Annotated in this window: 17 protein-coding genes and 2 pseudogenes; all 19 read right to left on the reverse strand. The window is 47.5% G+C overall.

Going from position 1 to position 23,439, the window contains the following annotated elements; all coding sequences use genetic code 11:
* Positions 1–464, reverse strand: a pseudogene (locus tag OGV52_RS17005) (S-type pyocin domain-containing protein); the annotation flags it as partial.
* A 23-nt stretch (positions 465–487) separates the two neighbouring features.
* Positions 488–2,998, reverse strand: a complete 2,511-nt coding sequence (locus tag OGV52_RS17010; RefSeq protein WP_200052156.1) for a type VI secretion system Vgr family protein — start codon at positions 2,996–2,998, stop codon at positions 488–490.
* A gap of 55 nt (positions 2,999–3,053) precedes the next feature.
* On the reverse strand, positions 3,054–3,455 hold the full coding sequence (locus OGV52_RS17015; RefSeq protein ID WP_200052155.1) for a hypothetical protein: 402 nt from the start codon (positions 3,453–3,455) through the stop codon (positions 3,054–3,056).
* Positions 3,456–3,461: 6 nt separating this feature from the next.
* The gene (locus OGV52_RS17020) at positions 3,462–4,154 is read right to left on the reverse strand and encodes a hypothetical protein (protein ID WP_049268749.1); all 693 of its coding nucleotides are present in this window, start codon (positions 4,152–4,154) and stop codon (positions 3,462–3,464) included.
* Between the two features lie 794 nt (positions 4,155–4,948).
* A complete protein-coding gene (locus OGV52_RS17025) occupies positions 4,949–5,704 on the reverse strand; it encodes a hypothetical protein (RefSeq protein WP_200108139.1) in 756 nt (251 codons plus the stop codon).
* Positions 5,701–5,976 (reverse strand): hypothetical protein, encoded by a 276-nt coding sequence (locus OGV52_RS17030; RefSeq protein WP_287108834.1) that lies wholly within the window; start codon positions 5,974–5,976, stop codon positions 5,701–5,703. Before OGV52_RS17030 ends, OGV52_RS17025 begins: the two co-directional genes overlap by 4 nt.
* A 34-nt stretch (positions 5,977–6,010) precedes the next feature.
* A complete protein-coding gene (locus tag OGV52_RS17035; protein ID WP_287108835.1) occupies positions 6,011–7,600 on the reverse strand; it encodes a lipase family protein in 1,590 nt (529 codons plus the stop codon).
* Positions 7,601–8,128: 528 nt separating this feature from the next.
* On the reverse strand, positions 8,129–8,323 hold the full coding sequence (locus tag OGV52_RS17040; protein WP_200079830.1) for an SEL1-like repeat protein: 195 nt from the start codon (positions 8,321–8,323) through the stop codon (positions 8,129–8,131).
* A gap of 117 nt (positions 8,324–8,440) precedes the next feature.
* A pseudogene (locus OGV52_RS17045) lies at positions 8,441–10,945 on the reverse strand (type VI secretion system Vgr family protein).
* 44 nt (positions 10,946–10,989) lie between these two features.
* The gene (locus tag OGV52_RS17050; RefSeq protein WP_200079832.1) at positions 10,990–11,442 is read right to left on the reverse strand and encodes a putative T6SS immunity periplasmic lipoprotein; all 453 of its coding nucleotides are present in this window, start codon (positions 11,440–11,442) and stop codon (positions 10,990–10,992) included.
* The gene (locus OGV52_RS17055) at positions 11,439–11,969 is read right to left on the reverse strand and encodes a type IV secretion protein Rhs (protein WP_287108836.1); all 531 of its coding nucleotides are present in this window, start codon (positions 11,967–11,969) and stop codon (positions 11,439–11,441) included. The genes OGV52_RS17050 and OGV52_RS17055 overlap by 4 nt, the downstream gene beginning before the upstream one ends.
* Positions 11,962–14,586 carry a type VI secretion system ATPase TssH gene (gene tssH, locus OGV52_RS17060; RefSeq protein WP_287108837.1) on the reverse strand — a complete coding sequence of 875 codons (2,625 nt, stop codon included), beginning with the start codon at positions 14,584–14,586 and terminating at the stop codon, positions 11,962–11,964. Before tssH ends, OGV52_RS17055 begins: the two co-directional genes overlap by 8 nt.
* A 161-nt stretch (positions 14,587–14,747) precedes the next feature.
* Positions 14,748–15,239, reverse strand: coding sequence for a type VI secretion system tube protein TssD (gene tssD / locus OGV52_RS17065; protein ID WP_003024437.1), 492 nt, complete (start codon positions 15,237–15,239; stop codon positions 14,748–14,750).
* Positions 15,240–15,255: 16 nt separating this feature from the next.
* Positions 15,256–16,920, reverse strand: coding sequence for an OmpA family protein (locus OGV52_RS17070; protein WP_287108839.1), 1,665 nt, complete (start codon positions 16,918–16,920; stop codon positions 15,256–15,258).
* Between the two features lie 3 nt (positions 16,921–16,923).
* Complete coding sequence (gene tssL, locus OGV52_RS17075; RefSeq protein WP_287108840.1) at positions 16,924–17,565, reverse strand: type VI secretion system protein TssL, short form; 642 nt, start codon at positions 17,563–17,565, stop codon at positions 16,924–16,926.
* A gap of 5 nt (positions 17,566–17,570) precedes the next feature.
* Positions 17,571–18,908, reverse strand: a complete 1,338-nt coding sequence (gene tssK, locus OGV52_RS17080; protein ID WP_141875647.1) for a type VI secretion system baseplate subunit TssK — start codon at positions 18,906–18,908, stop codon at positions 17,571–17,573.
* Positions 18,909–18,931: 23 nt separating this feature from the next.
* Positions 18,932–20,461 carry a type VI secretion system contractile sheath large subunit gene (tssC, locus tag OGV52_RS17085; RefSeq protein ID WP_016157464.1) on the reverse strand — a complete coding sequence of 510 codons (1,530 nt, stop codon included), beginning with the start codon at positions 20,459–20,461 and terminating at the stop codon, positions 18,932–18,934.
* Between the two features lie 65 nt (positions 20,462–20,526).
* Positions 20,527–21,024 (reverse strand): type VI secretion system contractile sheath small subunit, encoded by a 498-nt coding sequence (tssB, locus tag OGV52_RS17090; protein ID WP_287108842.1) that lies wholly within the window; start codon positions 21,022–21,024, stop codon positions 20,527–20,529.
* 471 nt (positions 21,025–21,495) lie between these two features.
* On the reverse strand, positions 21,496–23,358 hold the full coding sequence (gene gss, locus OGV52_RS17095) for a bifunctional glutathionylspermidine amidase/synthase (RefSeq protein WP_016154486.1): 1,863 nt from the start codon (positions 23,356–23,358) through the stop codon (positions 21,496–21,498).
* Between the last annotated feature and the right edge of the window lie 81 nt (positions 23,359–23,439).

A 23,439-nucleotide genomic window follows, 5' to 3' on the forward strand; every position in this document is an offset into this window, starting at 1 on the left:
ATACGAAAACGTACACGTGTGCGGGCTTTCCCGTTTTGTTGAGCAATTTTCCGGAGATCATATTCTGAGATATAATCTTGCCGGGTGACGGTGACGGTCTGACGGGTGTATGCACCAATCAGCATTTGTCCGTGGCTCAGGTTATGGTAGAGCTGGTCGCCACGTATACTCTGCAGCATTTCCGTCTCACCTGCATTCAGCCCTTTCGAATAGAACATGGCGAATAATGCAACAGTCAGGGGCGTCGGTGCTGACAGCACCCGCGAACCTACAGCGGCACCTTCTCCCAAACCCGCGGTTGTAACCTCCCCCAGCGTTGTTGCTGTCGTCCCGGCATAATAACCGCTCATGGAGGCTGCCAGCGCCAGTGACTCAAAAAAGACCTGTGCGGGTTTGCGCTCAACAACCGGTTCTTTTGCCGTTGACGATGTTTTGCCCTCACCGGTTCCCAGTATCTGTGCCATCACAGCTTTCTCCCTTCCATGGTTTACAGTAGTTCTACTTTCAGTGATTCAGGCAATGCGGTATAAACACTGGCCGTTTTCCCTTCTGCATCAGTTCGCCCTTCAAATATCTGCCCCTTTTCAGTGGTTATCCGGTAACGGGCAAATGGCACAATGTCACCGGTCTTCTGATCTCTGATCGTAAAACGCTCTTCGAACCCTTTAGGCAACTCTATCGGTGGTATACGAAAATCCGTCGTACTCATTTTCTGCACGCTGATAGATTTGAGCAGAATATTTTTCGGACAGCCTATCTCCACATTTCCGCCACTGAGTTTGATATAGGCTCCACCACAGTTCAGCACCAGCTCATCGGCTGCCGTCACTAACACTTTGCCCTCCACGCTTGTGACGGTAATGTCCTTTTTCGCCACCGCGTCTATGCCGTCATCCTGAGCCTGTATTTCAACCTTCCCCTTTGCGGCAAATAAACGTATACCCAGTTTCAGGGCCAGCAGACTGATGGCTTCCCCCGCCACGGCAGTAAATTTCTTCATCACGCTGATATCGGTATTCCCCCCCGCGACCAGCCCCACGCTTTCACTGCCGGACGATAGACGCACTGACTTCGGACTACTGATGCTGATATGCTCAGGTGCATTGAGCACAATCCCTGGCTGAGTAAGATTGTTTAACGCTATATTCAGTGCCTTTGCTGTATCTGAGTCTGCCGGCCACGCCTGTGCGATACTGGCAGCATTCGCCAGGGCATCACTCACAGAAAGCGCCTGAACCATTTGCGCGGCAGCATTTTTCATCTCCAGCATCCCGTCCGAAGCTTCACTCTGCCTGTCGGAGGTGATAAAAACTCCTTTACCACCGCGTACTGCCACCCAGTCGTCGGTGCGCAGCTCCGCGCCCTCTCCCCGCAGCGCGCGCTGCGCATCCACGTTATGCCCCAGGTTCAGCTGCGTCTTCCCGCCGTACTCAGTGCTGAGCTTGATGTGCTCCTCGCCCCGTTTGTCCTCCATGCGCAATTTGTTATTGGCGGGCGTGCGGATGACGTTGCGGGTGTGGTTTGCCTCCGTCACGTGGTCAGGATGTCGGGAGTCATGCAGCGCATGGGCGATATAGGGCCGGTCCGGATCCCCTTCATGGAACGCCACCGCCACTTCTGTGCCCTGTATCAGCGGGAAGTGAATACCGTAGGTGTCGCCGCCATAGGGTTTGGCAAGGCGTACTGGCATACTTTCGTAGCCCTGTTGTTTATCATCACGATCCGCATCAAACTTAACCCAATAAAGCCCGCTCTGATTCAAATGAGCATATTCATCATTCTTTTTCGGGCTTGAAACACGTGCCATTAGCGTGCCGCTAATCACTGGCCGCGGTTTTAGTGGAGGTCTCCAACAGCGCGTTTCACTGTAAACGGTCGCCATCAACACCACTTGTAGTGCTTCCTTTCGGCTTGCGCTGAATGAAACCGCCGTAACCAGCAAGCTGTTACACACACTGGCAGGAAGCGTTGGGACAGGTGTGGATTCCGTAATATTCAGGACCTGAGCCGGGCTGAGGCTTACATCGGTTGATAATCCAGTGATTGTGGCTTGTGAGGAGAGATAACGCTCATGTTCCAGACGAGCCCAAAAATTCCCTGTCTCAGGCGATGGAGATACCTTATCACCCGTTTCAAGATGGCGCGGGCGATAGTGGTAAACATCCCCGTAAGTCACCCCGTCACCGTCACCGTAAGTCATATCGGCTTGTGCAGAAAATAATATTTTCTGTGCCTGACGATGGTTATAGTCCCCAGCAGTAACCGATGCCTGCACTGCAGACTGGTGGAACTGAATATCCCAGACTGAGTCGATACCATTGTCATTCATTCCGGAGGGACTATTCAGCGGTAATGTTTTGCCAAACTCCCATGCGCTTTGTTTGTCAGCAAAATAGATCACTTCAGTACCAGCATCAGGCTGAAGCCTGAAGAAGAAGAATATTCCCACTTCAGAGAGCAAACGTTCAATAAAAACCAGATCACTTTCGTGATACTGATTAATTTGCTCTCGTTTTGGATATTCCATTGCCAAATCAAAATTATATTCCCAGTCTTTTAAACCATGCTCCTGTAAAATTTGACTAACAACTTCCGGAACTGACATATTTATAAAAAAACGGTGCGTGCGAAATTGATTTTTCAACAACGCGACAAAAGGTTCAATGATTAACTGATAGGTTGCCTGGTCTTTTGAACCACTTATACGATGGAAAGATGTCACAATACCATGTACCACTTTTCGGGCAGTTAACTCACTTAACCTCCCTATTCCCATGATCAATGTAGTCGATTTTCTAAGTATCGACTCTGCTGCAATGTCTTTATCATGACTGGAAAAATGCACTACATATCGATACAGCGAACTCATTTCCTCCGTACCACTAAAATTAATAACATCCAGTACAGACTTGCATGAAGGGATATACAATTGATAACGGTTTATCGTATTTTCAGATATAAATAACATCCCACCACCCAGTGATTCAGACATTCCCATACATTTAACCCTTGTAATTTTATAAAGAGCTATTTTCAGAAAGTAAAAGCTACTCTCAACGCATTGTCTTTATTAAAACAACTATATCCGATTTCTTATTTGTGACAATGAAAAAAGTAAATCGAAGATTATCGCTAGATATCCAAAGCTCTTCCCTACCATTATCACTATAATCATAAAGATAAAAACCAAGACCTGTTAGATAATTACGAATAACTTCTGCATCACCACCGTGAAAAATAATAAGATTTGTTTCCCGAGTACTTCCCTCAGGAGAAATATATTCGAAATAATAATTATTTGAGATCCTTGGGGCCTGCTTGATATCAACATCTGTGTAGAAATAGTAATCAAAAAAATCACTTTCCCGATATTCTAATTTATCTGGCCAGGGTATTAAAAGAGGTGACAAGGAAATCAAAGCAATAGCCACCAGTAATATTTTATAGTAGCTCATTACCATTCACCTCGACAAAAATGAATAATAACCGCCATCCCCGCTGATCACTTGTACCCGACCAGAAGTGAAATCACTCCACGGTTGCACCCATGTCATAAACGAAGGCAAACTCCCTTTATAGGGTTTATGAACAGCACAATTATCCGACGGGTCTGGAAACAGTAATGGTAAAAATCCTTTATTCTTATAATTGCCTATCGGCCCATAAAAATCCCATCGATTCAGTGCTCGCTCTTTACTGACTAACCTTAGTCTTGACTGGTAATCTGAGGGAAGAATTGCCCTGTAGAAGCCTAAAAGATCAGAGGTAAGATCCTCTCCGCTAAAACCACTGTCGGTATACCAACTAAAACACCAATTAGCTTGCAAACTTTCAAACACGCGCGCCGTCGTCATCATCATGGCCAACGCAACGCTGTTTTTCTCACATGCAGATAAACCTTGTTTGATACGCCACTTAACAAACTTTCCTGTACCAAACTGGCGATGGTATACAAACATTTTTTGGCTATAAGTGACTTCATAATAACCATCACAGCCTGATTCACCTCGTTTTATATCTATCATCAGGTTTTTGATATCACTTCCCTGTGCATGGCCTATATCTATCCATCCCAATATTTCGCTATAAACAAGCCCTGTTTTACGAGTCGATGTCCACTCAGAAGGTTCAATAATATCGTTACGTTTACTCATTATTAAACTCCAGCATCATTAGCTCTTAACTCAAACTCAATACTACAAGTAGATCGGACAGAAAAATGGTAGAGAACGCTTAACTGCTCCAGCCCCTCAAAACGCACCACATCCAGTGCATACGGGCATGAAGGAATCGTTAAGCTGTAGCGGCTAAGCGTGGGCCGTGATGTTGTTAGTTCCATATTCATACGTTAACTCAGTTTAATAAAGAGAATTAGATTTAACATACTTAATTAACACACCTGAATTTATTAACATCTGGTATTAATAAAATATCTCAGCGCTCACACTCATTTCCATCCAGCCGTTTTCCAGCGCAGTGTGAATTTCTTTAGGATGTTCCAATAAATAAAAAGTCATTATTTATACAAATGAATATTTATTATAATTAAATGAGGCAGTAATATTTTGTTCTGGAACTGGTAATGTGTAAGCTACTGCCACTCCTATAAACCTTAGCTATAAATTTCTCGATACGGTTTACCAAGTTTCTTCACTAACATCCCCACATCAACATTCATCTAATATAACCCTGCCAGCACGACCAGCTCTTCAGACACATGGGTCTCCCACCGCGACCCACAGGGTATCTTCTGATGGGGATAATGTTCGGTTCCGCTCTAAAACGCAGCCCCATAACATCATCAATGGTGCAAAAATAAATATTTCTATATCATATTCCAATCTCTCGATAAAGTCATTAAACCATTAACGGATAGTTAATTTACAAAAGTTAAAAGGAAAAAAGAGATCTGTATTTATGGCATGATGAGCGATTGCCCTATCCTTCATCACTTTATAAACCCCTTCAAAAAGTCTATATCAGGAAAGCTTTCTGTTCGCGGTATAATCGTACCATCAGGATAAATCAACGTCCCATATACTCCCTCTTCCTTTACTTTAGGTCCTATACCTCTGACTATTTTATCTGCATGGAAATTGGGTTTAAAAACGATAGTACTAAAACCCAAAGCAGAATACATTTTGTCATAACGACCACTATAGAGCCATATTTGTTTCTCGTATTTACCTAAAAAAGACTCTGTAATAAATGGAAAATACTCATCTTTTATTACTCCATCATTACCTATTCTCTGATAACTCAATCTATTATTTAATGAAACATAGTCAAATAATAATTTTGTTCGTACAGAAATTACTGGGGTTAGCTGCTGGCCAAACTTCTGAGTGTTTTTATATGCAAGCTTGATATTAATAACCGATAAATGCCATTTGCATTGTCCCCCTCCATTCGTGGCTATTTTCGCTTCAAAAAAATCAGTTGCTTCATTTTTTTTGGTTAACGGTACTTCTACAGTGTTATAGCCTGGAACTTCCCAGGCCTTACCCGATGAATTATGCCGGGTATGCTTGCATCGTTCGGAGCGATAGCCCACCTCCAAAGGAAGCACTACAAGATCTTCTGGGACGTTGACTCCCACCGTGACCCATTGGGTATCTTCTGGTGGGGATAATGTTCGATTCCGCTCTGAAATGCAACCCGATAACATAATAACCAAGGTTAAAATAAAGCATTTTTCAATCATAGCTCAAACTCCTCAAGGTTAAGTGGTTTTATATATTCCAAGGCTTCATTTCCTCCCTTAACTCCACGCGTCATATCCAGCGTCGATGCGACTACATCATGAATTTCAATGAAAGCACTGTTTCTTGTAAACTCTTCCTTTGGAGAACTACTTTCATACATCTTCATTTGCTTTAAAAATTTCTCTCTTTTTATTTTCCTCATCATAGTCAATGTTGGCTGAGTACATTCTTTTAGTTGGTTATTAAGATAGCTCAAATATTGATCTGGCATGGAATGCCTACCAACGTTCGTCGCATGATCTAAATCATGGGTTAGTATAGGGAGGAAACCAGTCTTCTTTATCCATCTTTGTTAATAATTGGGTGAATCTTTTTTGTGCTTCACTAGCCTTTTGACTGGCCTCTAAAATAAGTTCAGGAACCAAATACAATCTGGTCTCGATGGGAAGTCGTTTACGAATCCTGTGGCATGAAGAAGGGTTGTTGGGTACCTTACACTCTTTCCATTCCGTCGTTTGCGTGGTGTTAAAAAATAAGGCAATACTTCCATGATGCCAAAAACAATCCCAAAACTTCACCCCTAGCGCTTGAGGCATGAGTTCTATTACCGACCAGAAAAAACCCAGCGTGCCACCTACTGGTCCCCATAAGTCATAAAACCAGTTATCGAGATTTGCATCAGGTGGAACGCTTGGGATGGTGTCAGTATCATTAACATGGCGGAAATGGGTGAGGTTTTTTAGATATTTAACGGCAGAAGCAGTTAATGTCCTGGGCATACCATATGTATATAGCAAAGGGTTAAGATCTCTTATTTCTGCACTGTGAATCAGTGCAAGCGAACCTCCCAGACTATGTCCGCAGATAAATAATTTTAATGCCATTCCATCCTCTTTTATCTCTTTAAACTCTAGAGGAAATTTTTCTTTTGCAATTTGATAAGCATCCAGAAAACCACCGTGAATCTTTCCTTCAGGAAGGAAATCAAAACATTCTACCGGCATAAAACTTGCGTCTGTCCATAAATCACTGAACTTACTCATCTCTGTACCACGCCAGGCCACGATCGCCTGCGTTTTCGTCGTAACATAAAATAGCTGAGTTTCCCCTTCCTCTTCATCTGCCGTATCCATAAAAATGGGTTTAGAATGCCGTTCACGAAAAGGGACATCGGTGACAATAGCAGGGAATCGATGTTTGCCATCTTCAAAAACAGGAATAGACGACAGATCCAGACATTGAATACAAAAGAATCCATATACCGAATTGCGATCAGTCTCTGAGTCATAACTGTAAGCCAAATCGGCCATAATACCCAAGTTATAAGCATTGGTCAGAGAGTAACTCGCTGTGTGATGTAAGATTAATGTCCATGCCCGAAATGGACAAATTTCGATCATTGTACGTTTATTAAGATCCGCCACATGAACGGTAACGCCTTTATACGTTTTATCCAGAGGGAAATGAAAATCTGGTAGAACGATTCCATCCCATTTATCTAATTTTGGTCTGACATTGCAGAGTTGTCCAACTTTGACATATTGGTATCCATAGTTATTCTCAGATGAGCGTTTTTTGACCTTTGAATTAACCCCCTCTCTTTCAAATCGTAAGGCCCGGTTCTCCATCTCATCAACCAAAGGCTGAGACTGGACTTTTAATGTCAAAGGTAATGGATGTATATCTTTAATCTTTATAATTCCATTAGCATCACTATAGCCAGTATAGCGAGGAATCAAACCGCACCTTGTAGCCTCGTTTTCGGCAAACCACTCCATATTGGCTACGACATCCCCTAATTCGTCCACTAACTGGAACTCCACCCAATCGAATGCCTCGTTTTCTATAAAAAAATCAGGGTATTTGCACTGAGTAGATGTTGTCACTTTTGTCATAATTAGAATTCCTTTTCGTTACTTTAAGTTAAGAACATCTGAGATGGGATAAGCATGATCTGCCGAATACACAGTCAGATGACTGGGATGAATTCCAACTCCTGTCATTTATAATGACATTGTGTAAATCACGAATATGACATCCTAGTCATAACTCTTGAGACGGAGATACTTTTCGTATAATTATTTCTATCGCTGACTATCTTTTTCTAAAAAAAGCCATTATTGTACATATCGCTTAAGTATTTGCTGCATTCGCGCAGCCCTTTTCCAAGACACTTTGGAGATAAGAATAGGCTGATTTATAATTCCGTTCGAGATAATAAAAATCACCTACATAACATTGTGCAGATCCTTCTCCTCAATCTGCTACTTTTTTTTCAGCCAGACTGTAGCTTCCAGTTTATTTACTGGAACGCCTTGCCCATATAAATACATAGTGCCCGCCATTCCCTTTCAAGCCAGAATAGCCTGTTCCGTTTTTCTTTCTGTACCAGATTGGATATCATGCAAGGCGCATTTTTTAAACTAAAGAAGAGCATTTTTATAATCCTCTTTCTCAAAATAAAGCCTGCCTACTGTACCTTCAGCAAGAGGATCACCATCACTTGCCGCAAGTTTATACCATTTTAAGGACTCATTATAATTTGCCCGAACACCATAGCCATATTGATACATAAAGCCAAGATTACCCTGAGCCTTATGATCACCTGACTCAGACATTGCCTCTAGCATTCTTACATCATAACTCTTACACGATACAATAAAAAACAGAAAGAAGTGCAACAAAAAATCTATTAACATTATTACAGTTCATACTCTCACCTCACAAACCACGTTTTATGAATTACTTTTTTTTACTTGTTCTATTTTTAGCTTTGTTAGGGTTGCCGTATATATTGGCATTGTTTTGCCATCTTGATCTGACACACCTTCATAAACATCGCCTTCACCAGTGGTAATCCGATATTGAGAAAAAGGGACTGGCTTACCTGTTTCTTTATTTTTAACTGTAAAACCTTCACAAAACCCGTGGGGTAATTCCTCTGTAGGAGTATTCAAACTTGTAACCCCCAATTTCTGCACATTCAGCGACTTCAGCAGGATATTCTTCGGGCATCCAAGTTCAATTGCTCCCCCTTTCAGCCGGATATACGCTCCGCCACAGTTCAGCAAGAGCTCCTCGCTCGCATTCACGGTGATTTTCCCCTCTGTGCTGCTTACCGTAATATCGTTCTTCGCCGTCACACCCATTTCATCGTCCTGGGCCTGAATATCCACTTTTCCCTTTGCCGCATACAGCTGCATTCCCTGTTCCTGTGCGTACAGACTCACCGTATCGCTCGCCGCCACCGTAAACGACCTGCCGGTGCTGATATCTGTATTGTGCCCCGACATTATTCCCACGCTGTCCGTTCCAGACGACACCCGCACGGCCTTCGCACTCATCATCCCTACGCCCGCAGGCGCATGCAGAATAAGACCCGGCTGAGCCAGTTCCTCCAGTGCATCATTCAGCGCCTGCTGGCTCGCTGTGTCTCCTGCAGTTGCCTTTGCCGTCTCCGCTGACCTCTGCAGGCTCCTTGCCAGCGACAACGCCTGCTCAAGTTGACGTATCACACCGTCCATCTCCAGCATCCGGTCCACGGCTTCCGCCTGCATCTCTGCCGTTATCAGAACCCCTTTACCGCCGCGTACCGCCACCCAGTCGTCGGTGCGCAGCTCCGCGCCCTCTCCCCGCATCACGCGCTGCGCATCCACGTTATGCCCCAGGTTCAGCTGCGTCTTCCCGCCGTACTCGGTGCTGAGCTTGATGTGCTCCTCGCCCCGTTTGTCCTCCATGCGCAATTTGTTATTGGCGGGCGTGCGGATGACGTTACGGGTGTGGTTTGCCTCCGTCACGTGGTCAGGATGTCGGGAGTCATGCAGCGCATGGGCGATATAAGGCCGGTCCGGATCCCCTTCATGGAACGCCACCGCCACTTCTGTGCCCTGTATCAGCGGGAAGTGAATACCGTAGGTGTCGCCGCCATAGGGTTTGGCAAGGCGCAGCAGCATGCTCTCGTAACCCTGCTGTTTGCTGTCCTGGTCGGCATCAAACTTCACACGATACAATCCCTCCGCCGTCTGATGCGCGTAGATATCCCCGCTCTTCGGGCTGCTGACCCGTGCCGTCAGGGTGCCGCTGACCTTTGGTCTTGCCTTCAGCGCCGGACGCCAGCACTGCGTCTCACTGTACGGTACCGCCGCCAGCGTCACCCTCAGCGCATCTTTCCTGCTGCCGCTGAACCCGGTCCGGATGACCACCACCGGCTGCTGCAACACGCCCGGCAACGTCGATGGCACGCTGCTGTCCGTTATCGTCAGCACCTGTCCTGGACGTAACCCCGCATCCGTGCTGACTCCCGTTATCAGCGTTTGCTCCGCCAGAAAACGCTCATGATCCAGTCGCGCCCAGAAGTTTCCGGTTTCCGGTGCCGAGCCGGATGCGTCACCTGTCTCAAGATGGCGTGGTTTATAGTGATACACCTCGCCATAACGCATTTCCTCGCCTTCGCCACCGGTGATATCCGCCCTCGCCGACTGCAGCACCTTCTGCGCTTCGCGATGGTTATAGTCTTTTGTGGTCACTCCCGCCGGTGCCACCTGGTGCAGGATTTTCAGTCCCCAGACGGAGTCCGCCCCGCTGTCGCTCATTCCTGACGGGCTGTTCAGCGCCAGCCGTTTATCAAATTCATACGCGCTCTGCTGGTCTGCAAAATGCACCACTTCCGTCCGGGTGTCCGGCTGCAGCGTAAAGAAGTAAAATATCCCCACTTCAGCCAGCAGACGCTCAATAAACGCCAGGTCACTCTCCTGATACTGATTTATCTGCTCACGTTTCGGATAACTCTGCGTCAGCGTGAATTCATACTCCCAGCCGTGCAGGGCGTGCTCCTGCAGGATTTCACTCACCACTTCCGGAACTGATTTATTGATAAAAAAGCGGTGTGTGCGGAACTGTTTATCAAGCAGGGAAAGATAAGGCGTTAACGTAATATGATATCTTGATTCATCGGCAGAACCAGATAACCGCTAAAAATCAGTTATCACACCATGAACTATTTTTTGCGTCGTCATAGATGCCAGCTTGCCAGCATCCATCGTCAATGTTGCCATCTGACGCAAGAGCTGATTTGCCTGAATATCCTTATCCGCACTGGTAAATAAAATATCATAGTAATAATTCCGACTCAGTCCTTCAGAGCCACTGAAATCCTCTACATCCAGAGCAGAAGAGCAAGAAGAAATAGATAAAAAATATCGATTAAGCGTAGTTATCACTGCTTGCTGAGACTTATCCATAAGATTAACTCCTTTCAACACTCAAAATTTCTCGATGTTAAAAATCACTTATCCATCGCAGAATAAGGTCTGGCTATTTCCATATCGGTAAGATGGATGTTAAAAATGCGACCATTAGAGAATTCAACCCCACTAACAATACTTCGCGGCCTGTCACTTGAATAAGGAATCCCTAACGTATACGTAACTACAAACTGCCCACTATCTGGAAAAATATAAACATCTGGTGTTATGCACCATTTATTTTCAAGAAGAATTAGTGGTGGATTTAGAATAAATTTCTCGTTACCAAAATCAGCACCTCTACGAGTAACCGTAATGATACTTGGTTGGTATTTCTCAGAGTCCTTCACCCAGAAGCAGATATTATTTCCAATCACGCTAACCACGGCTTCCTCATCAGTAAATGCTCTGTCACCATATCCAGGGCAACCAGAAAGAATTACCAGGCAGCAACTCAGCAGACTGAAAGTAAAAAATGCTCTATTTTTTATCACCAAGGGAATCCTCGAAGGGTGTTTTTATACGCGTCTCGAATCACGCTTTTATGAACATCCCCATCTAAAGTCACAATATGCTTCAAACGCATATTTAACCAAGCGTAGTACCCTGCATTTTGCATTATAAAATTGTCTGCAATGATTTGGGCCTGCTGTTCCAAGGGATATTCACTTAGAAGCCGCCCATCCAATTTATACCGATAACTGACTAGCCAACTCACCAATCCTCTACAGATAACATTCATGCCTTTTTCTCGTTGCCAGACATGACTCATTTCATGGATAAATAAGTGTTGATAATGGGGTAATGTCTGAGAAAAATCTTCACGATACTGTTCACGAAAGTAAATCTCACCGTCAGGAGCCATTGCCGTATTCAAATCCTGTAGATTAAAAGGCAAATAGCTGTCCCTGTGGATCCACACTTTATGATACTGGATAGTTGAGAAAAATACGGTCTTTGCCAGTTCAATCTCCCCAGGTGTAAGCGTTCTGAGCCCCCCTTCCTTAATATTTTTAGTCACTCTTAAACTCCATCATGATGCCCTTGGAGTCATCCCAGCTAAGGTGCAACGAGTATGCTTTTTGCTGCCGGGAAAGATACGTTAACAACTGCTGGCTGAGCACTGGCAAGATTTGTTGATTCAGCAGGCTATCAATATTCCTCGCCCCCGTATCCGGTAGCAGAAAAGCGGCTGTCAGGGCATCAAAAAGGTTCTCAGATATCGTCGTAGTGATGCCGTAGTGACGCAGTAATCGCTGTCTAACTTGATCCAGTTTCATTTGTACAATCGTACGTAACGCAGGTTCACTGAGCGGATGGTAGATAATAGTCTGGAAGCGGGCCAGTAGCGCCGGCTGGAAATGATCGCGCAAGAGGGGGCGCAGCAGCTCGTGCAGATCGGACTCCGTGGTTTCCGGCTGTTCTTCCAGCATCTGCATCACAGCGTCGCCGCCAAGATTGGAAGTCATCAAAATAACGGTGTTGCGAAAATCAATTTCTCGGCCTTCACCATCTCGCATGAAACCGCGGTCAAATACCTGGTAAAACAGGTTTATGACGTCGCGATGCGCTTTTTCTACTTCATCCAGCAATACCACGCTATAGGGGCGTTTTCGCACTGCTTCAGTCAGGATCCCTCCCTGACCATAACCCACATACCCCGGAGGTGAGCCCTTGAGTTGGCTCACGGTGTGCGACTCCTGATACTCAGACAGATTAATCGTGATCAGCGATTTTTCACCGCCAAAGAGAATGTCAGCCAGGGCCAGCGCCGTCTCCGTTTTCCCGGTTCCGCTTGGTCCAGTTAGCAGAAAAACACCCTGTGGGCCGTTTTCCGGCGTAAGTCCTGTTTTTGATGCCCGCAACCGCTGTGCGATAGTATTTAGCGCGCAATCCTGCCCGACAACGCGGTTTCCCATCTGGGTTTCAAGCGTCAGCAAGTCTGTCTGGGAGTCCTTCATTAGTGAAGACAACGGTACACCGGTCCAGTCGGCGATCACCGTAGCAACTGTGCGCGCGTCTACATCCGGAAACAGTAAAGGATGGCCCTGCTGAAGCACACTAAGCTGCTGCTGCAATTCAATCGTTTCCGCCTGACGAGAAATATCACGGCGGCTGGTCAGCAGTTGCTCAGTGAGCGCTATTTCCTGGCCATACTGGGTTTCCAGTTCATCAAGCTCGACAAGCAGGCGATTTTCATGCTGTTCAATGCTGGCCAGCCTTTCATCATGCTGACCATTTCCTACTGCGAGGTCTGCAAGCAACGCCTGTTTTTCAATTTCAAGCGCGGTGATCTCCGACTTCAAGCGCGTAAGTGGTTCAGGAACGGTATCAAGGCACATCCGTACTCTTGCACCTGCGGTATCCAGCAGGTCGACGGCTTTGTCGGGTAATTGCCTCCCGGTAAGATAGCGGCGAGAGAGCAGAACAGCAGCTTTAACCGCTTCGTCGGTGATGTGAACGCCATGGTGTTCTGCATAGCGTGATTTCAGACCACGCAGCATTAAACAGGCAGTGTCATCATCCGGTTCATCCACTTTAACCATCTGAAAACGCCGCTCCAGCGCAGCATCACGTTCAAAATACTGTTTATATTCGCTCCATGTGGTCGCTGCGATGGTTCGCAATTCACCTCTGGCCAGAGCGGGTTTTAGCAGGTTGGCTGCATCAGCTCCCCCCGCCTGATTACCGGCCCCAATGATGGTGTGTGCTTCATCGATAAAGAGCAGAACAGGAGTTGGCGATTGCTGAACGGCATCAATGATATTTTTTAATCGCTGCTCAAACTCACCTTTCACTCCAGCACCTGCCTGCAACAGCCCAAGATCCAGCGTACGTAAGGTTACTGTTTTCAGGCTATCCGGCACGTTACCTTCAGCAATACGCAGCGCCAGCCCCTCCACCAAAGCGGTCTTGCCGACGCCGGGTTCCCCAACCAGAATTGGATTGTTTTTTCGACGACGAGATAGCACATCCACCATTTGCCGAATTTCATTATCACGACCAAATACCGGATCGATATCACCGGCACGCGCTTTCGCGGTCACGTCTAATGTAAATTTATCGAGCACACCTTGTAATGCGGGCGACAAAGTCGACTGGGCCAGATTTCGACCCGGTTCATCATCAGAGGTAAACTGCGCCAGAGCAGCCTCTTGCTGCCTTTCAGGACGTTCATCTGACTGGACATTTAATAGCGGCAGGAGCCGTTCCAGTTGAGTATGTCCTGCGCTCAGAAGAGGCCACAGGCCGTCACACTTCAGTAGCGAAGGCTTTCCCACCAGCGCCATCAGCAGATGCACACCACGTATCTGCGAATTTTCATCCGTTGCTGCACACAGCCACGCTTGTTGCATTAAAGAGAGGAGAACATCAGACAACTGCGGGCGGCTTTTTACGGAACGAGGCTGAACATCCAGATGCGCCAGCAGCGACTGCCAGAGATTGTCGATATCCCATTCATAACGACGTGCAATGACAGTAATATCGCCCTCTCCCTGTTCCAATAGCTTCAGTAACCAGTGTTCAGGAGTGATTTCTGCATGCGCACGCGTTTGACATAACGATGCCGCCGCTTCAAGCGCCTGAGCACAATAGGGGTTGAGACGTCGTAATAACACTGCTGACTGGTGTTCCATTTGCTTCCTGACTCCCTGTATTCAGGCACGCTACCGCCCGTGGCCGTAACCCAATGCCCATAAGGTAATAGTGACGTTGATACTCTCTGCTAAATCCCCGCGCCGGATACTCAGCAGAGGGCATAAAAAAACGGATGAGGAAATCCTCATCCGTTAGTGCGTTACGCGGTGGTACGCTCGTTCCAGGCGTCAGAATGGATAATGTTGCCATCCTTATACGTCCAGACGATCTTCTCGTAGCGCAGTTCAATCTGTTCCAGGTGGTTATGCTTCTCTTTAGCCGGATCTTTGATGTCGTACATCACAGGATTTACTTTCACCACTTTCACGTTATGCAGAGTGGTGTTGAAGTATTCCACTTCCTGACCAGCATCATTGATGCGATACCATTTGAACTCTGCCTGACGCAGGGTCTGACCAGTGGTTACAGCCTTGTACAGATACGGGCTGGAAGCATCGATTTCCTTAGTGAAAAGAAACGGGGTATGGATGCGCGTCCCGGTCAACTTACCGGTGTTGTTATCGGTAGGGATGTACAGGTTATGTTCCTGAGCCACTACTTCGATACTGCCCACACGGTCTTTCACATCAACAGAGCCCTTAATATCCGCACCGCCGTCGTCTTTCAGCCAAAGGTAGACTGGAATTGCCATAACTCTTTCTCCATTTTTACTTCGTTAATGCGTCACCGCCTTGCGGTGACGGTTCCTTCATGCCCGACACCCGACAGGCATCAGCCTGCGGTACCAGACTGATCTCTACACGGCGGTTGGCAGCCCTCCCCTCCGGCGTATCGTTGGTTTTGTAGGGACGTAATTCGCCGTAACCCTGAACAGCAAAACAGCTCTCCGCGACGTCACCGGTATCACGCATCCAGTCGCGAACAGATTCCGCGCGTTTGAGAGAGAGCTGCTGATTAGATTTATCGTCACCCACATCATCGGTATGCCCGGCGATGACTATCAGCCAACCGGGCTTGGCTTTGATATTGACCAAAGCTCGAATGAGTACTTTTGTTGAACCCGCTTTTAACGCCCATTCGCCCGTATCAAACAGCGACATACTGTCCAGTCGAACGGTATGCGGGGAGGCCACTTTCGGTTTTTCAGTTGGCAGCCAGTCGCTGATGGCGGCCTGCAAAGGCGGGATCAATCTCATCCCCTGATACAATCCCATTGAAAGAGAAAGGGGCTCACCACGCTGATACCAGCGATCAAGCCGCTGTGCATCACGACGAAGCTGTTCCTGGGCCTGAATCTTTGGCTCGGCAGGATTGCCAGTAAGATGGCGGTATAACATCAGATGATCGTTTGTGATCCTGATGAGATGTTGGTTATTGATAAAGCTGCACGTCATCGCCAGCCCGACAAAAATGCCGCATAGCAGACCGCTTACGCCCAGCGTTCGTTGAAATGCGGTCAGTGCCCGGCGGCGGGATAAAAAGGGCAACGCTAAATCAGGAAAAGGCAGCAGTACGGGCGCTGCTGATGCCGCAGGAGAAAGCGTTGTTTGAGCAGTGATATGCCGTTGCCACAGATTATTTTCGTAAACCGCTAATGAGGTGAAACACACAGCCCGTAAAGCAGAGAAAAGAGGCGGAGCATGGCGTTCGGTATCGCCTTGCACCTTCTTCAGCCAGCCCAGTAAATTATCTAACCACACTGCATGTGTTAGATGAGAATGGCGAGCCGGGCGCTCTTCCGAAGAGAAAGGTGCAAAGTCGTCTAATCCCGTAGCTGACTGCACCTCTGCATCCTGAGGGGTTCGAATAAACCAACGTACAGTCTCATTACATTGAGGAGAATTCAGCCAACAGCACAACCAAAACGGCGGTATACCTGATAACCAACGCCGGCTCTGGGTTACCACACGCCGCCAACTGAGTAGCATATGCTTAAGCGCATCTTCATCTTTATGCCGTTCCGGGGTCAATGCCAGCATCACGGACACGCGCATTAGAAGGCCCGGACGCTGCACAGCTATCTGACGAACCAGAGCAATAAAATGTTCCGGGGACTGGACAGATAAATACCAGCCCTGCGAACTCTCGCAAGAATCGCTACGTCCGGCAAACAATGGCTCATTGTCGCCACACACCAGCACGACAGGCCCACTGAAACTCTCCGGAGGGAGCGCAACTTCACGAGCAGAATGCTCAGGCTTCAACCGACCATACTGACGCCAGCCATAAACGATCCCTGGAATGGAAAGCAATAAAACAATGACGGTAAGGCCGCCCCGGATACCCGCACTTACTGGGCTGAATCCCCAGACCAACAGTAAAGCCAGTACGGCCGCCAGCACATAGTTAACGATCCCTCGCAACTGGGCCATGTCTTAACCCTGCCCAATCAGCTGAGCAATCTGCCCTTGTAAGACATGAGAAAATGTTAGCCACAAAGCCCCCAACGCCAGAGCGCCAACAATCCATGCCAGCCACCAGCGGCGCTTACCGCCAGAGAAGCCGGACGCACGCATAATTACTGGTGAATCGTGTTTTAACTTAAAAGGCATCGCCTGAGTTGACAGCGCTTCGAGAACATCTTCACGACGTTCATCACCCTGCTCACGATAGCGACCCACAAAACCAAGCGTGATTGCGCGATAAAAGCAGGTTAATACGGCGGTATCAAGAACGGGCTCGCGCAGTACGGTACGAATGCGCTCCCAGAGCTCTTCCCCGGCATTGGTGGTATTGAAATAGTGGGCCTGTAAGGGTGTCGCAAGCCAGGTGATATAACCGCTATCCTGCCGGTTACGGTTCAACACGCTTTCATCCAGTAACGCACATTGGGTGTAGAGCATGTGTTCAACGCTGTGCTCGCTGTACCCCAGATCACGCAATGCATTACGCGCAGAATCCACCCATTGGCAGGCCCGGCGATAAAAAGCAGCCCCATCGTCGACTTCCAACCCGCCACGTAGCTGGCTTACAGCAAGCCAGGTTGGCCAGAACACCTGATCAATATCCTTATTCATTTATTTCAATCCCTTAATACGGCAAATAACTCGAGTTGAATCTCTCCCAGCGTTCCCGGCACATAGAAGGCGCAATTACCAGCGTCCAGCATGGCCTGAGCTGCTGGATGATTAATCTCAAGAGCAAAGTATTGATTTTCCAGTCGTAACGGGATGGCTGCGGGTACATGCGTCAGCGGTTTTAACGGAATTCCGCTGAGTGCTACATTGACTACATCAGACACGTCTGCCCTGCTCCCCGCTTTACAGAGCTGTGGAAATTGCGTCAGTAGGACATGCGCAGGGAGATCTGAACGAACGGACAGGTAAAAATCAGCGCCTTCACGCAGTCGAGCATCCGACAGTGCACCATTCCAGAACTGTCTCTCCTGCGTCAGCTCAATAGCGACAACACGAGATGGCAGGCTGGCTTCCAGCAGTTCCACCAGCAATGCAAACAATGGAGGGAATACTTGCTGCGGATTTGCGTGCTGGTATGGAGGCACAACGCTGACATCATGTTCTAATGAAAAGGTCAGCAGGCTGCCCGCTAACCGCGCCAGTTCACGCCACAAAAGTTCGGGGTGACGGCCTGGGTTTTGCAGCATTTCTCTCAGTACAGGTTCCGAGCTATTAAGCGCATTCAGCAGCCAAAACAACGAAACATCTGCTACCGCAAAATCCGCCATTCGTTCGTTACTTTCACGACGCAAGGCCATCAGACGGCGACAACGGGCCTGGATGCGATGCACCAAATCACTGAGAGAATTGATTAATAAGGGGCTGGCTGAGAGTGAAAGCGATGGCGGTAAAAAATCGCGTCCCAGATCCCATTGCCCCTGAGCATTACGAGTCAGGCAAGCTACCGGACAGGTCAGATAAGCGCTGTTATCATCGTGGGCATACCGGAGGGTGATAGCATGCCGCAGCACTGCCATATCAGTCCGTTCCTGACCAGAGAGATCCTGCACTGGCAGCCATTCCTGCTGCCAGCGACACGGACGGCTAACGCCGTTGCCTGACGAAAGATTGCCGCCATTAGCCGAAAGCAGCGGCAACGCCAGGACGATATCAACGCTGCTGTAACCAGTAAGATGCGATAAATCACACGCCGGAGGCAGGTTATCTGAAATACCTGTATCCACTAACGTACCGTCAGGAAAACGCACAACCAGATTAACGGGATTCAAACGGGAAACCGTTAGCGCACTTTCATCAAACTCCGCGCTGATGACGCCCCACGGTGATGAAAGTGACATATGAGCCACAACGTCGGCTACATAGGCATCCCAACGTGTCTGTTGCTGAAACTGCTGGGGAGCCAGAAAGGCCCCCTCGCTCCATAACGGGCGATAGATCTTCATCGCACCTCCTGTGCATTGTGTCGTTAAGATTTCGACTTAGGCATTTGTGAAACTAACGACAAACTGACGTCCATACCTTCAACCTGAAAATGCGGAATGGCATACAGGCGCACGCGGAAGAAGCCTGGGTTATCCTCAATATCCTCCACCACAACACGCCCGTCACGAAGCGGGTGTGAAGCCTGCAAGTCATCGCCAGGATCGGTCATTTCGGTTACCAGACTGCGCAGCCAGTTGTTCAGTTCAAGTTCAAGCAGACGGCGATCTTTGGTCGTACCTATATTTTCTCGCTGCAGGATTTTCAGGTAGTGAGCGATACGAGAAAGCAGGAAGATATACGGTAGACGTGAGTTAATCCGGCTGTTAGCCGTCGCTTCCGCTGTATCAAACAGCGCAGGTTTTTGAGCCGAGTTAGCAGAAAAGAAGCAGGCGTAATCACGATTCTTATAATAAGAAAGCGGAATAAAGCCGAGGTTGGCGAATTCAAACTCCCGGGTTTCTGGAATCATCACCTCAGACGGGATCTTCACCTGATTACCTGTCCCCAGATCGTACAGATGGATAGGCAAGTCTTTAACCGCACCACCCGCCTGTGGTCCACGGATCTGGACGCACCAGCCATTCTTGATAAAACTTTTCACCATGTTCACAGCGAAAGAGAAAGAGGCGCTGGTCCACAGATATTTTTCATGATCCGGGCCCTTAACTTCTTCAACATAGTTAAAACTACGTACCGGCACGGTATCAGGACCATACGGCAGGCGACCCAGAACACGCGGCATAGTTAATCCGATATAGCGTGAATCGTCGCTATCACGGAATGCTTTCCACTTGATGTATTCAGCTCGTTCGAAATAATCATTGATATCTTTTATGGCCGCGACTTCTTCCATATTTTCCTTCAGGAAGAATTTCGGCCCAACGGAACCAATGAACGGCATATGACAGGCAGCCGACACACCCGAAATATTGCGCAGCAGTGCAATATCCTGTGGGCTGTTATCAAATTCGTATGCTGAAATCATTGCCGCAATGGGTTCGCCGCCAGGCTGATCATATTCTTCAATATAAACATGGCGATACAACCCGCTTTGGATAAGTTCCGGCGCGTCGTCAAAATCATCACGCAGCGCATCCTTGCTGATATCCATCATTTCTACACGGACATTTTGGCGAAAATCGATACCGGTGATCATCGAATGCACACCACGCCAGAGCGATTCTTGTTTTTGAAATTCAGCATGGTGCATAACTTCATTAACCTGGTCGCTAATCTGCTTATCCAGACGAGCAATCTGCTCATCCAGCAGCGTTTTATCCAGGCGCTCTACTGGCTGCGCAGCATCCGCGAGGCAAGAGACCAGAACCTGAATAGCGGCGGTCACGCGTTCAGCCGGAGCGGCATCAGAAAGCGCTTCATCGCTCTGCCATGCATCTACATTTTTTAATGTCGAAACCGGGGAAAGATTAATTTTGTCAAAGAGGGATTGATAAACGCTGCGTTCACTGGTCGTGGTGGTCGCGACTGAAGAGGTATGTTCCTGAACAGACATCAACATATTCCTTTTATGATCCTTTACTATTCCTGCCAATTAAGCGGAGGAAACCCTGTATAACGTTAAATCTCTTCTGGCATCATGGTTGCCAGTTCATCACGCAGTTCCTGACTCAGGGCTGGATTTTTGAGGATGATTTCCAGCTCGCGACGAAAAGCAGCGTTATCGAGTAAGTTAGATTTCAGGTCGCGCAGTAAGTTACGCATAGCCAACAGAACGCGTAATTGTGGGATATTTCGTGCGACCTGCTCAGGTTCAAAATCGCGGATATTTTTAAAGGTAAGGTTAATATCTTCATTTCTGTCATCACCAGCTAACGTATTTTTAACACTCATATTTACTACTGGTGCGAACTTAGCTAACACATCATTGAAATTATTTTTATTAATATCAACCTTTTCGCGCTCGGATAATGGTCGTTGTTCTCTACCATTACTGAAATCACCTACAGCCAAAAGTTTTAACGGCAATTCAACCTTTTTCTGAACGCCTCCGGTATGTAAATCTAACTTAATATTAACGCGTGCCGTCGGCACTTCATTCTGAAAACTGTCACCCATACGTCCCTCTCAGACCGGCGGTTCCTGCCGATATTTTACATTTCCTAACGGAGCATTTTCCAATCGCTCAACGTGTTTCTTACAACGTCATTTCTGCGGGCAGTCAACAACAACTGTTAATGACAATTAACGATTATAATTAATACGCTAACGTAATCCGACATATTACCTGAGATAAAATATGATCAATATCACTAATACACCAAATAATACATTAGTATTATTCATCTAAAAACAAAATCAAGAAAGTATATTATCTAATACAAACGGAGGAAATTGATTAACGTTGAAAACATTCATAAAAAGAATGTTTTTGAGCTATAAAATATTAATTAAAGTAATAATTGTCATTATATCCATATTCCATGTAACTTATTTAAATATATAATCAGCGTCAATTTAACTACAAACAGAAAAAAGCCGGAGATATACCCCGGCTTTTCGCATTTCAATCAAGAACTCGCAAAAAGATTACTCTTCCTTCACTACAATCAGCGGCTCGATATCGCTCTCTTTTTTAATCACCAGCGACTCATCGCCGCGCAGGCAGGTCCCCCCATAGTTACCGCCTACGGTGAAGGTACAAACCTGAATATATTTACCGGCAATTTTTGGCAGACACCAAAGCTGCTGATAAATGTTCTTCTGCTCGGCAAACTTACCGCTGGTTTTATCCAGTAACTCTTCCTGATGGCTCACCAGATCGATGTTGCTGCCACAACGTCCTGCAATAGGTTTCACTGCATAACCGGTTTGCGCCAGCTCTTCATTAACAGTGAAATCAGTATCAAGCAGATAGCGGTGGTGTGGGAACAGTTGCCACAGGATCGGCAGAATCGCTTTATTACCAGGGATCACCGTCCACAGAGGTTCAAAGACCAGCACTTCCGGGCGCAGCAACACGTCGATTAAACGCACTTCCTGATTCGTATGCCCGGTACGAATTGGTACCGCAGCGTACTCCGTTTCACTGACCTCTCGCACCTGCTCAATTGCGGTTTCCCACGCCCAGGTTTTCCAGACGCAGTTCACCAGACGACCGTCCCCGTCAATCAGCTGACCAGCGTCATCCCAACGTAGCTCATCGAGGCCACGCAGAATTTTACTGTCAAACCCGGCCTGACGTAGCGCCTGCTGCATAAACTGAGCGTGGTAGTTTTCCTCTATATCTTTATCCTGCATGATGTGGACAAAAGGACGCGCGCGGCTGTGCTTCCAGGCCCCCGCCAGTTCGTTGATCAATCCTTCAGCTGGGTTGTGTCCCTGTCCTGTATAGCCCTGCTCGGCCCATCTTTCGAGGATCAAACCGGCTTCGGTATGGCACGATGCGGAATCGGCGTTGTACTCATACACCTTCAGTCCGCGTTCATCCATACAGAAATCCATACGTCCCGTAATCATATGATGCCGACGACGCTGCCAGGAAAGGCGCAGACGCGGCCAGAGGATTTTCGGGATATCGAACAGCGCCAACAGGTTGTCATCTTTCAGCACTTTGTCGGTCGCGTGCAGATACATCAGGTGCAGCTCGTTGGTGGCTTTGATCAGCTCCTGCTCTGCACTCTCGGTAATGGTGAAGTACTGATGCGGATCCTGATTAATAACGTGGCCGTTCGCCAGCACGTAGGCTTTCTGCAGCGGATCCTGTTCATCAAGCCATTTACCGTCAAACTGCCCGTTATCTTCCAGTCGCGCGCCGCCAATTTTCAGCGAGTCATTGGCGATCTCCGGCTGCGGCAGGCTGTCACGGGTATCATCGGTCTGGATCATCCAGCCAAGGATGGTGGTGTCGTCAAAGGTATCACGCAGGGTGTAACAACCGTTTTCAACCACCATCTCCAGTTCGCGGGTCCACTGCTGTCCGGGAGGCAACGGCGTATGGAGCACGTTCTGTTCGGCAATACGGATTTTGTTTTCCAGCAACTGGGTGACGACCGCCACATGGCCGGTATCGTTAAACTCACCGCCTTTTTGCCAGATAAGCAGAGCACCGGCTACCGGCGCGCGGGGTGAACCATTCGGAAATGCCTGTAACGGCAGGATATTGTCATTCACCACTTCGCGTAGAAAGCGTAAGGAAAAGATCTCCCAGGCCATGCCTACATCGGTGAAGACCACGCCATAATTAAGGAAGAGAAAGCGGCGTGCGAACTCTACGCACTGCCATTTGTGGCCCATGTATTCGTCGTCGATATAGCTGCGAAATGCCGCATCATCGTCGTAGTCCCGTGGGTCGAGGGAGCTGTAATCTGAAGAGTAGATTGCTACGCCGCCTGGGGCGTAGCCCAATAATGTCCCGAATGGGGCATCCTGACTGGTCGTTCCTTTGCTCATGCACCTTACCTCAAAACAATACAGCCTGAGCAGGTTGGCGTGAATTTTTCGCTCTGATTGCCTGCTCTGCGACACTAACCG

The organism is Citrobacter sp. Cb041 (assembly GCF_030336655.1).
Classification (GTDB): Bacteria; Pseudomonadota; Gammaproteobacteria; order Enterobacterales; family Enterobacteriaceae; genus Citrobacter; species Citrobacter braakii.

What these genes read in the sequence shown, in the direction of transcription:
- OGV52_RS17010 (WP_200052156.1), bottom strand. Translation starts at nt 2,998, where the DNA reads ATGGGAATGTCTGAATCACTGGGTGGTGGGATGTTATTTATATCTGAA.
- OGV52_RS17015 (WP_200052155.1), bottom strand. Translation starts at nt 3,455, where the DNA reads ATGAGCTACTATAAAATATTACTGGTGGCTATTGCTTTGATTTCCTTG.
- OGV52_RS17020 (WP_049268749.1), bottom strand. Translation starts at nt 4,154, where the DNA reads ATGAGTAAACGTAACGATATTATTGAACCTTCTGAGTGGACATCGACT.
- OGV52_RS17025 (WP_200108139.1), bottom strand. Translation starts at nt 5,704, where the DNA reads ATGATTGAAAAATGCTTTATTTTAACCTTGGTTATTATGTTATCGGGT.
- OGV52_RS17030 (WP_287108834.1), bottom strand. Translation starts at nt 5,976, where the DNA reads ATGCCAGATCAATATTTGAGCTATCTTAATAACCAACTAAAAGAATGT.
- OGV52_RS17035 (WP_287108835.1), bottom strand. Translation starts at nt 7,600, where the DNA reads ATGACAAAAGTGACAACATCTACTCAGTGCAAATACCCTGATTTTTTT.
- OGV52_RS17040 (WP_200079830.1), bottom strand. Translation starts at nt 8,323, where the DNA reads ATGTCTGAGTCAGGTGATCATAAGGCTCAGGGTAATCTTGGCTTTATG.
- tssH (WP_287108837.1), bottom strand. Translation starts at nt 14,586, where the DNA reads ATGGAACACCAGTCAGCAGTGTTATTACGACGTCTCAACCCCTATTGT.
- tssD (WP_003024437.1), bottom strand. Translation starts at nt 15,239, where the DNA reads ATGGCAATTCCAGTCTACCTTTGGCTGAAAGACGACGGCGGTGCGGAT.
- OGV52_RS17070 (WP_287108839.1), bottom strand. Translation starts at nt 16,920, where the DNA reads ATGGCCCAGTTGCGAGGGATCGTTAACTATGTGCTGGCGGCCGTACTG.
- tssL (WP_287108840.1), bottom strand. Translation starts at nt 17,565, where the DNA reads ATGAATAAGGATATTGATCAGGTGTTCTGGCCAACCTGGCTTGCTGTA.
- tssK (WP_141875647.1), bottom strand. Translation starts at nt 18,908, where the DNA reads ATGAAGATCTATCGCCCGTTATGGAGCGAGGGGGCCTTTCTGGCTCCC.
- tssC (WP_016157464.1), bottom strand. Translation starts at nt 20,461, where the DNA reads ATGTCTGTTCAGGAACATACCTCTTCAGTCGCGACCACCACGACCAGT.
- tssB (WP_287108842.1), bottom strand. Translation starts at nt 21,024, where the DNA reads ATGGGTGACAGTTTTCAGAATGAAGTGCCGACGGCACGCGTTAATATT.
- gss (WP_016154486.1), bottom strand. Translation starts at nt 23,358, where the DNA reads ATGAGCAAAGGAACGACCAGTCAGGATGCCCCATTCGGGACATTATTG.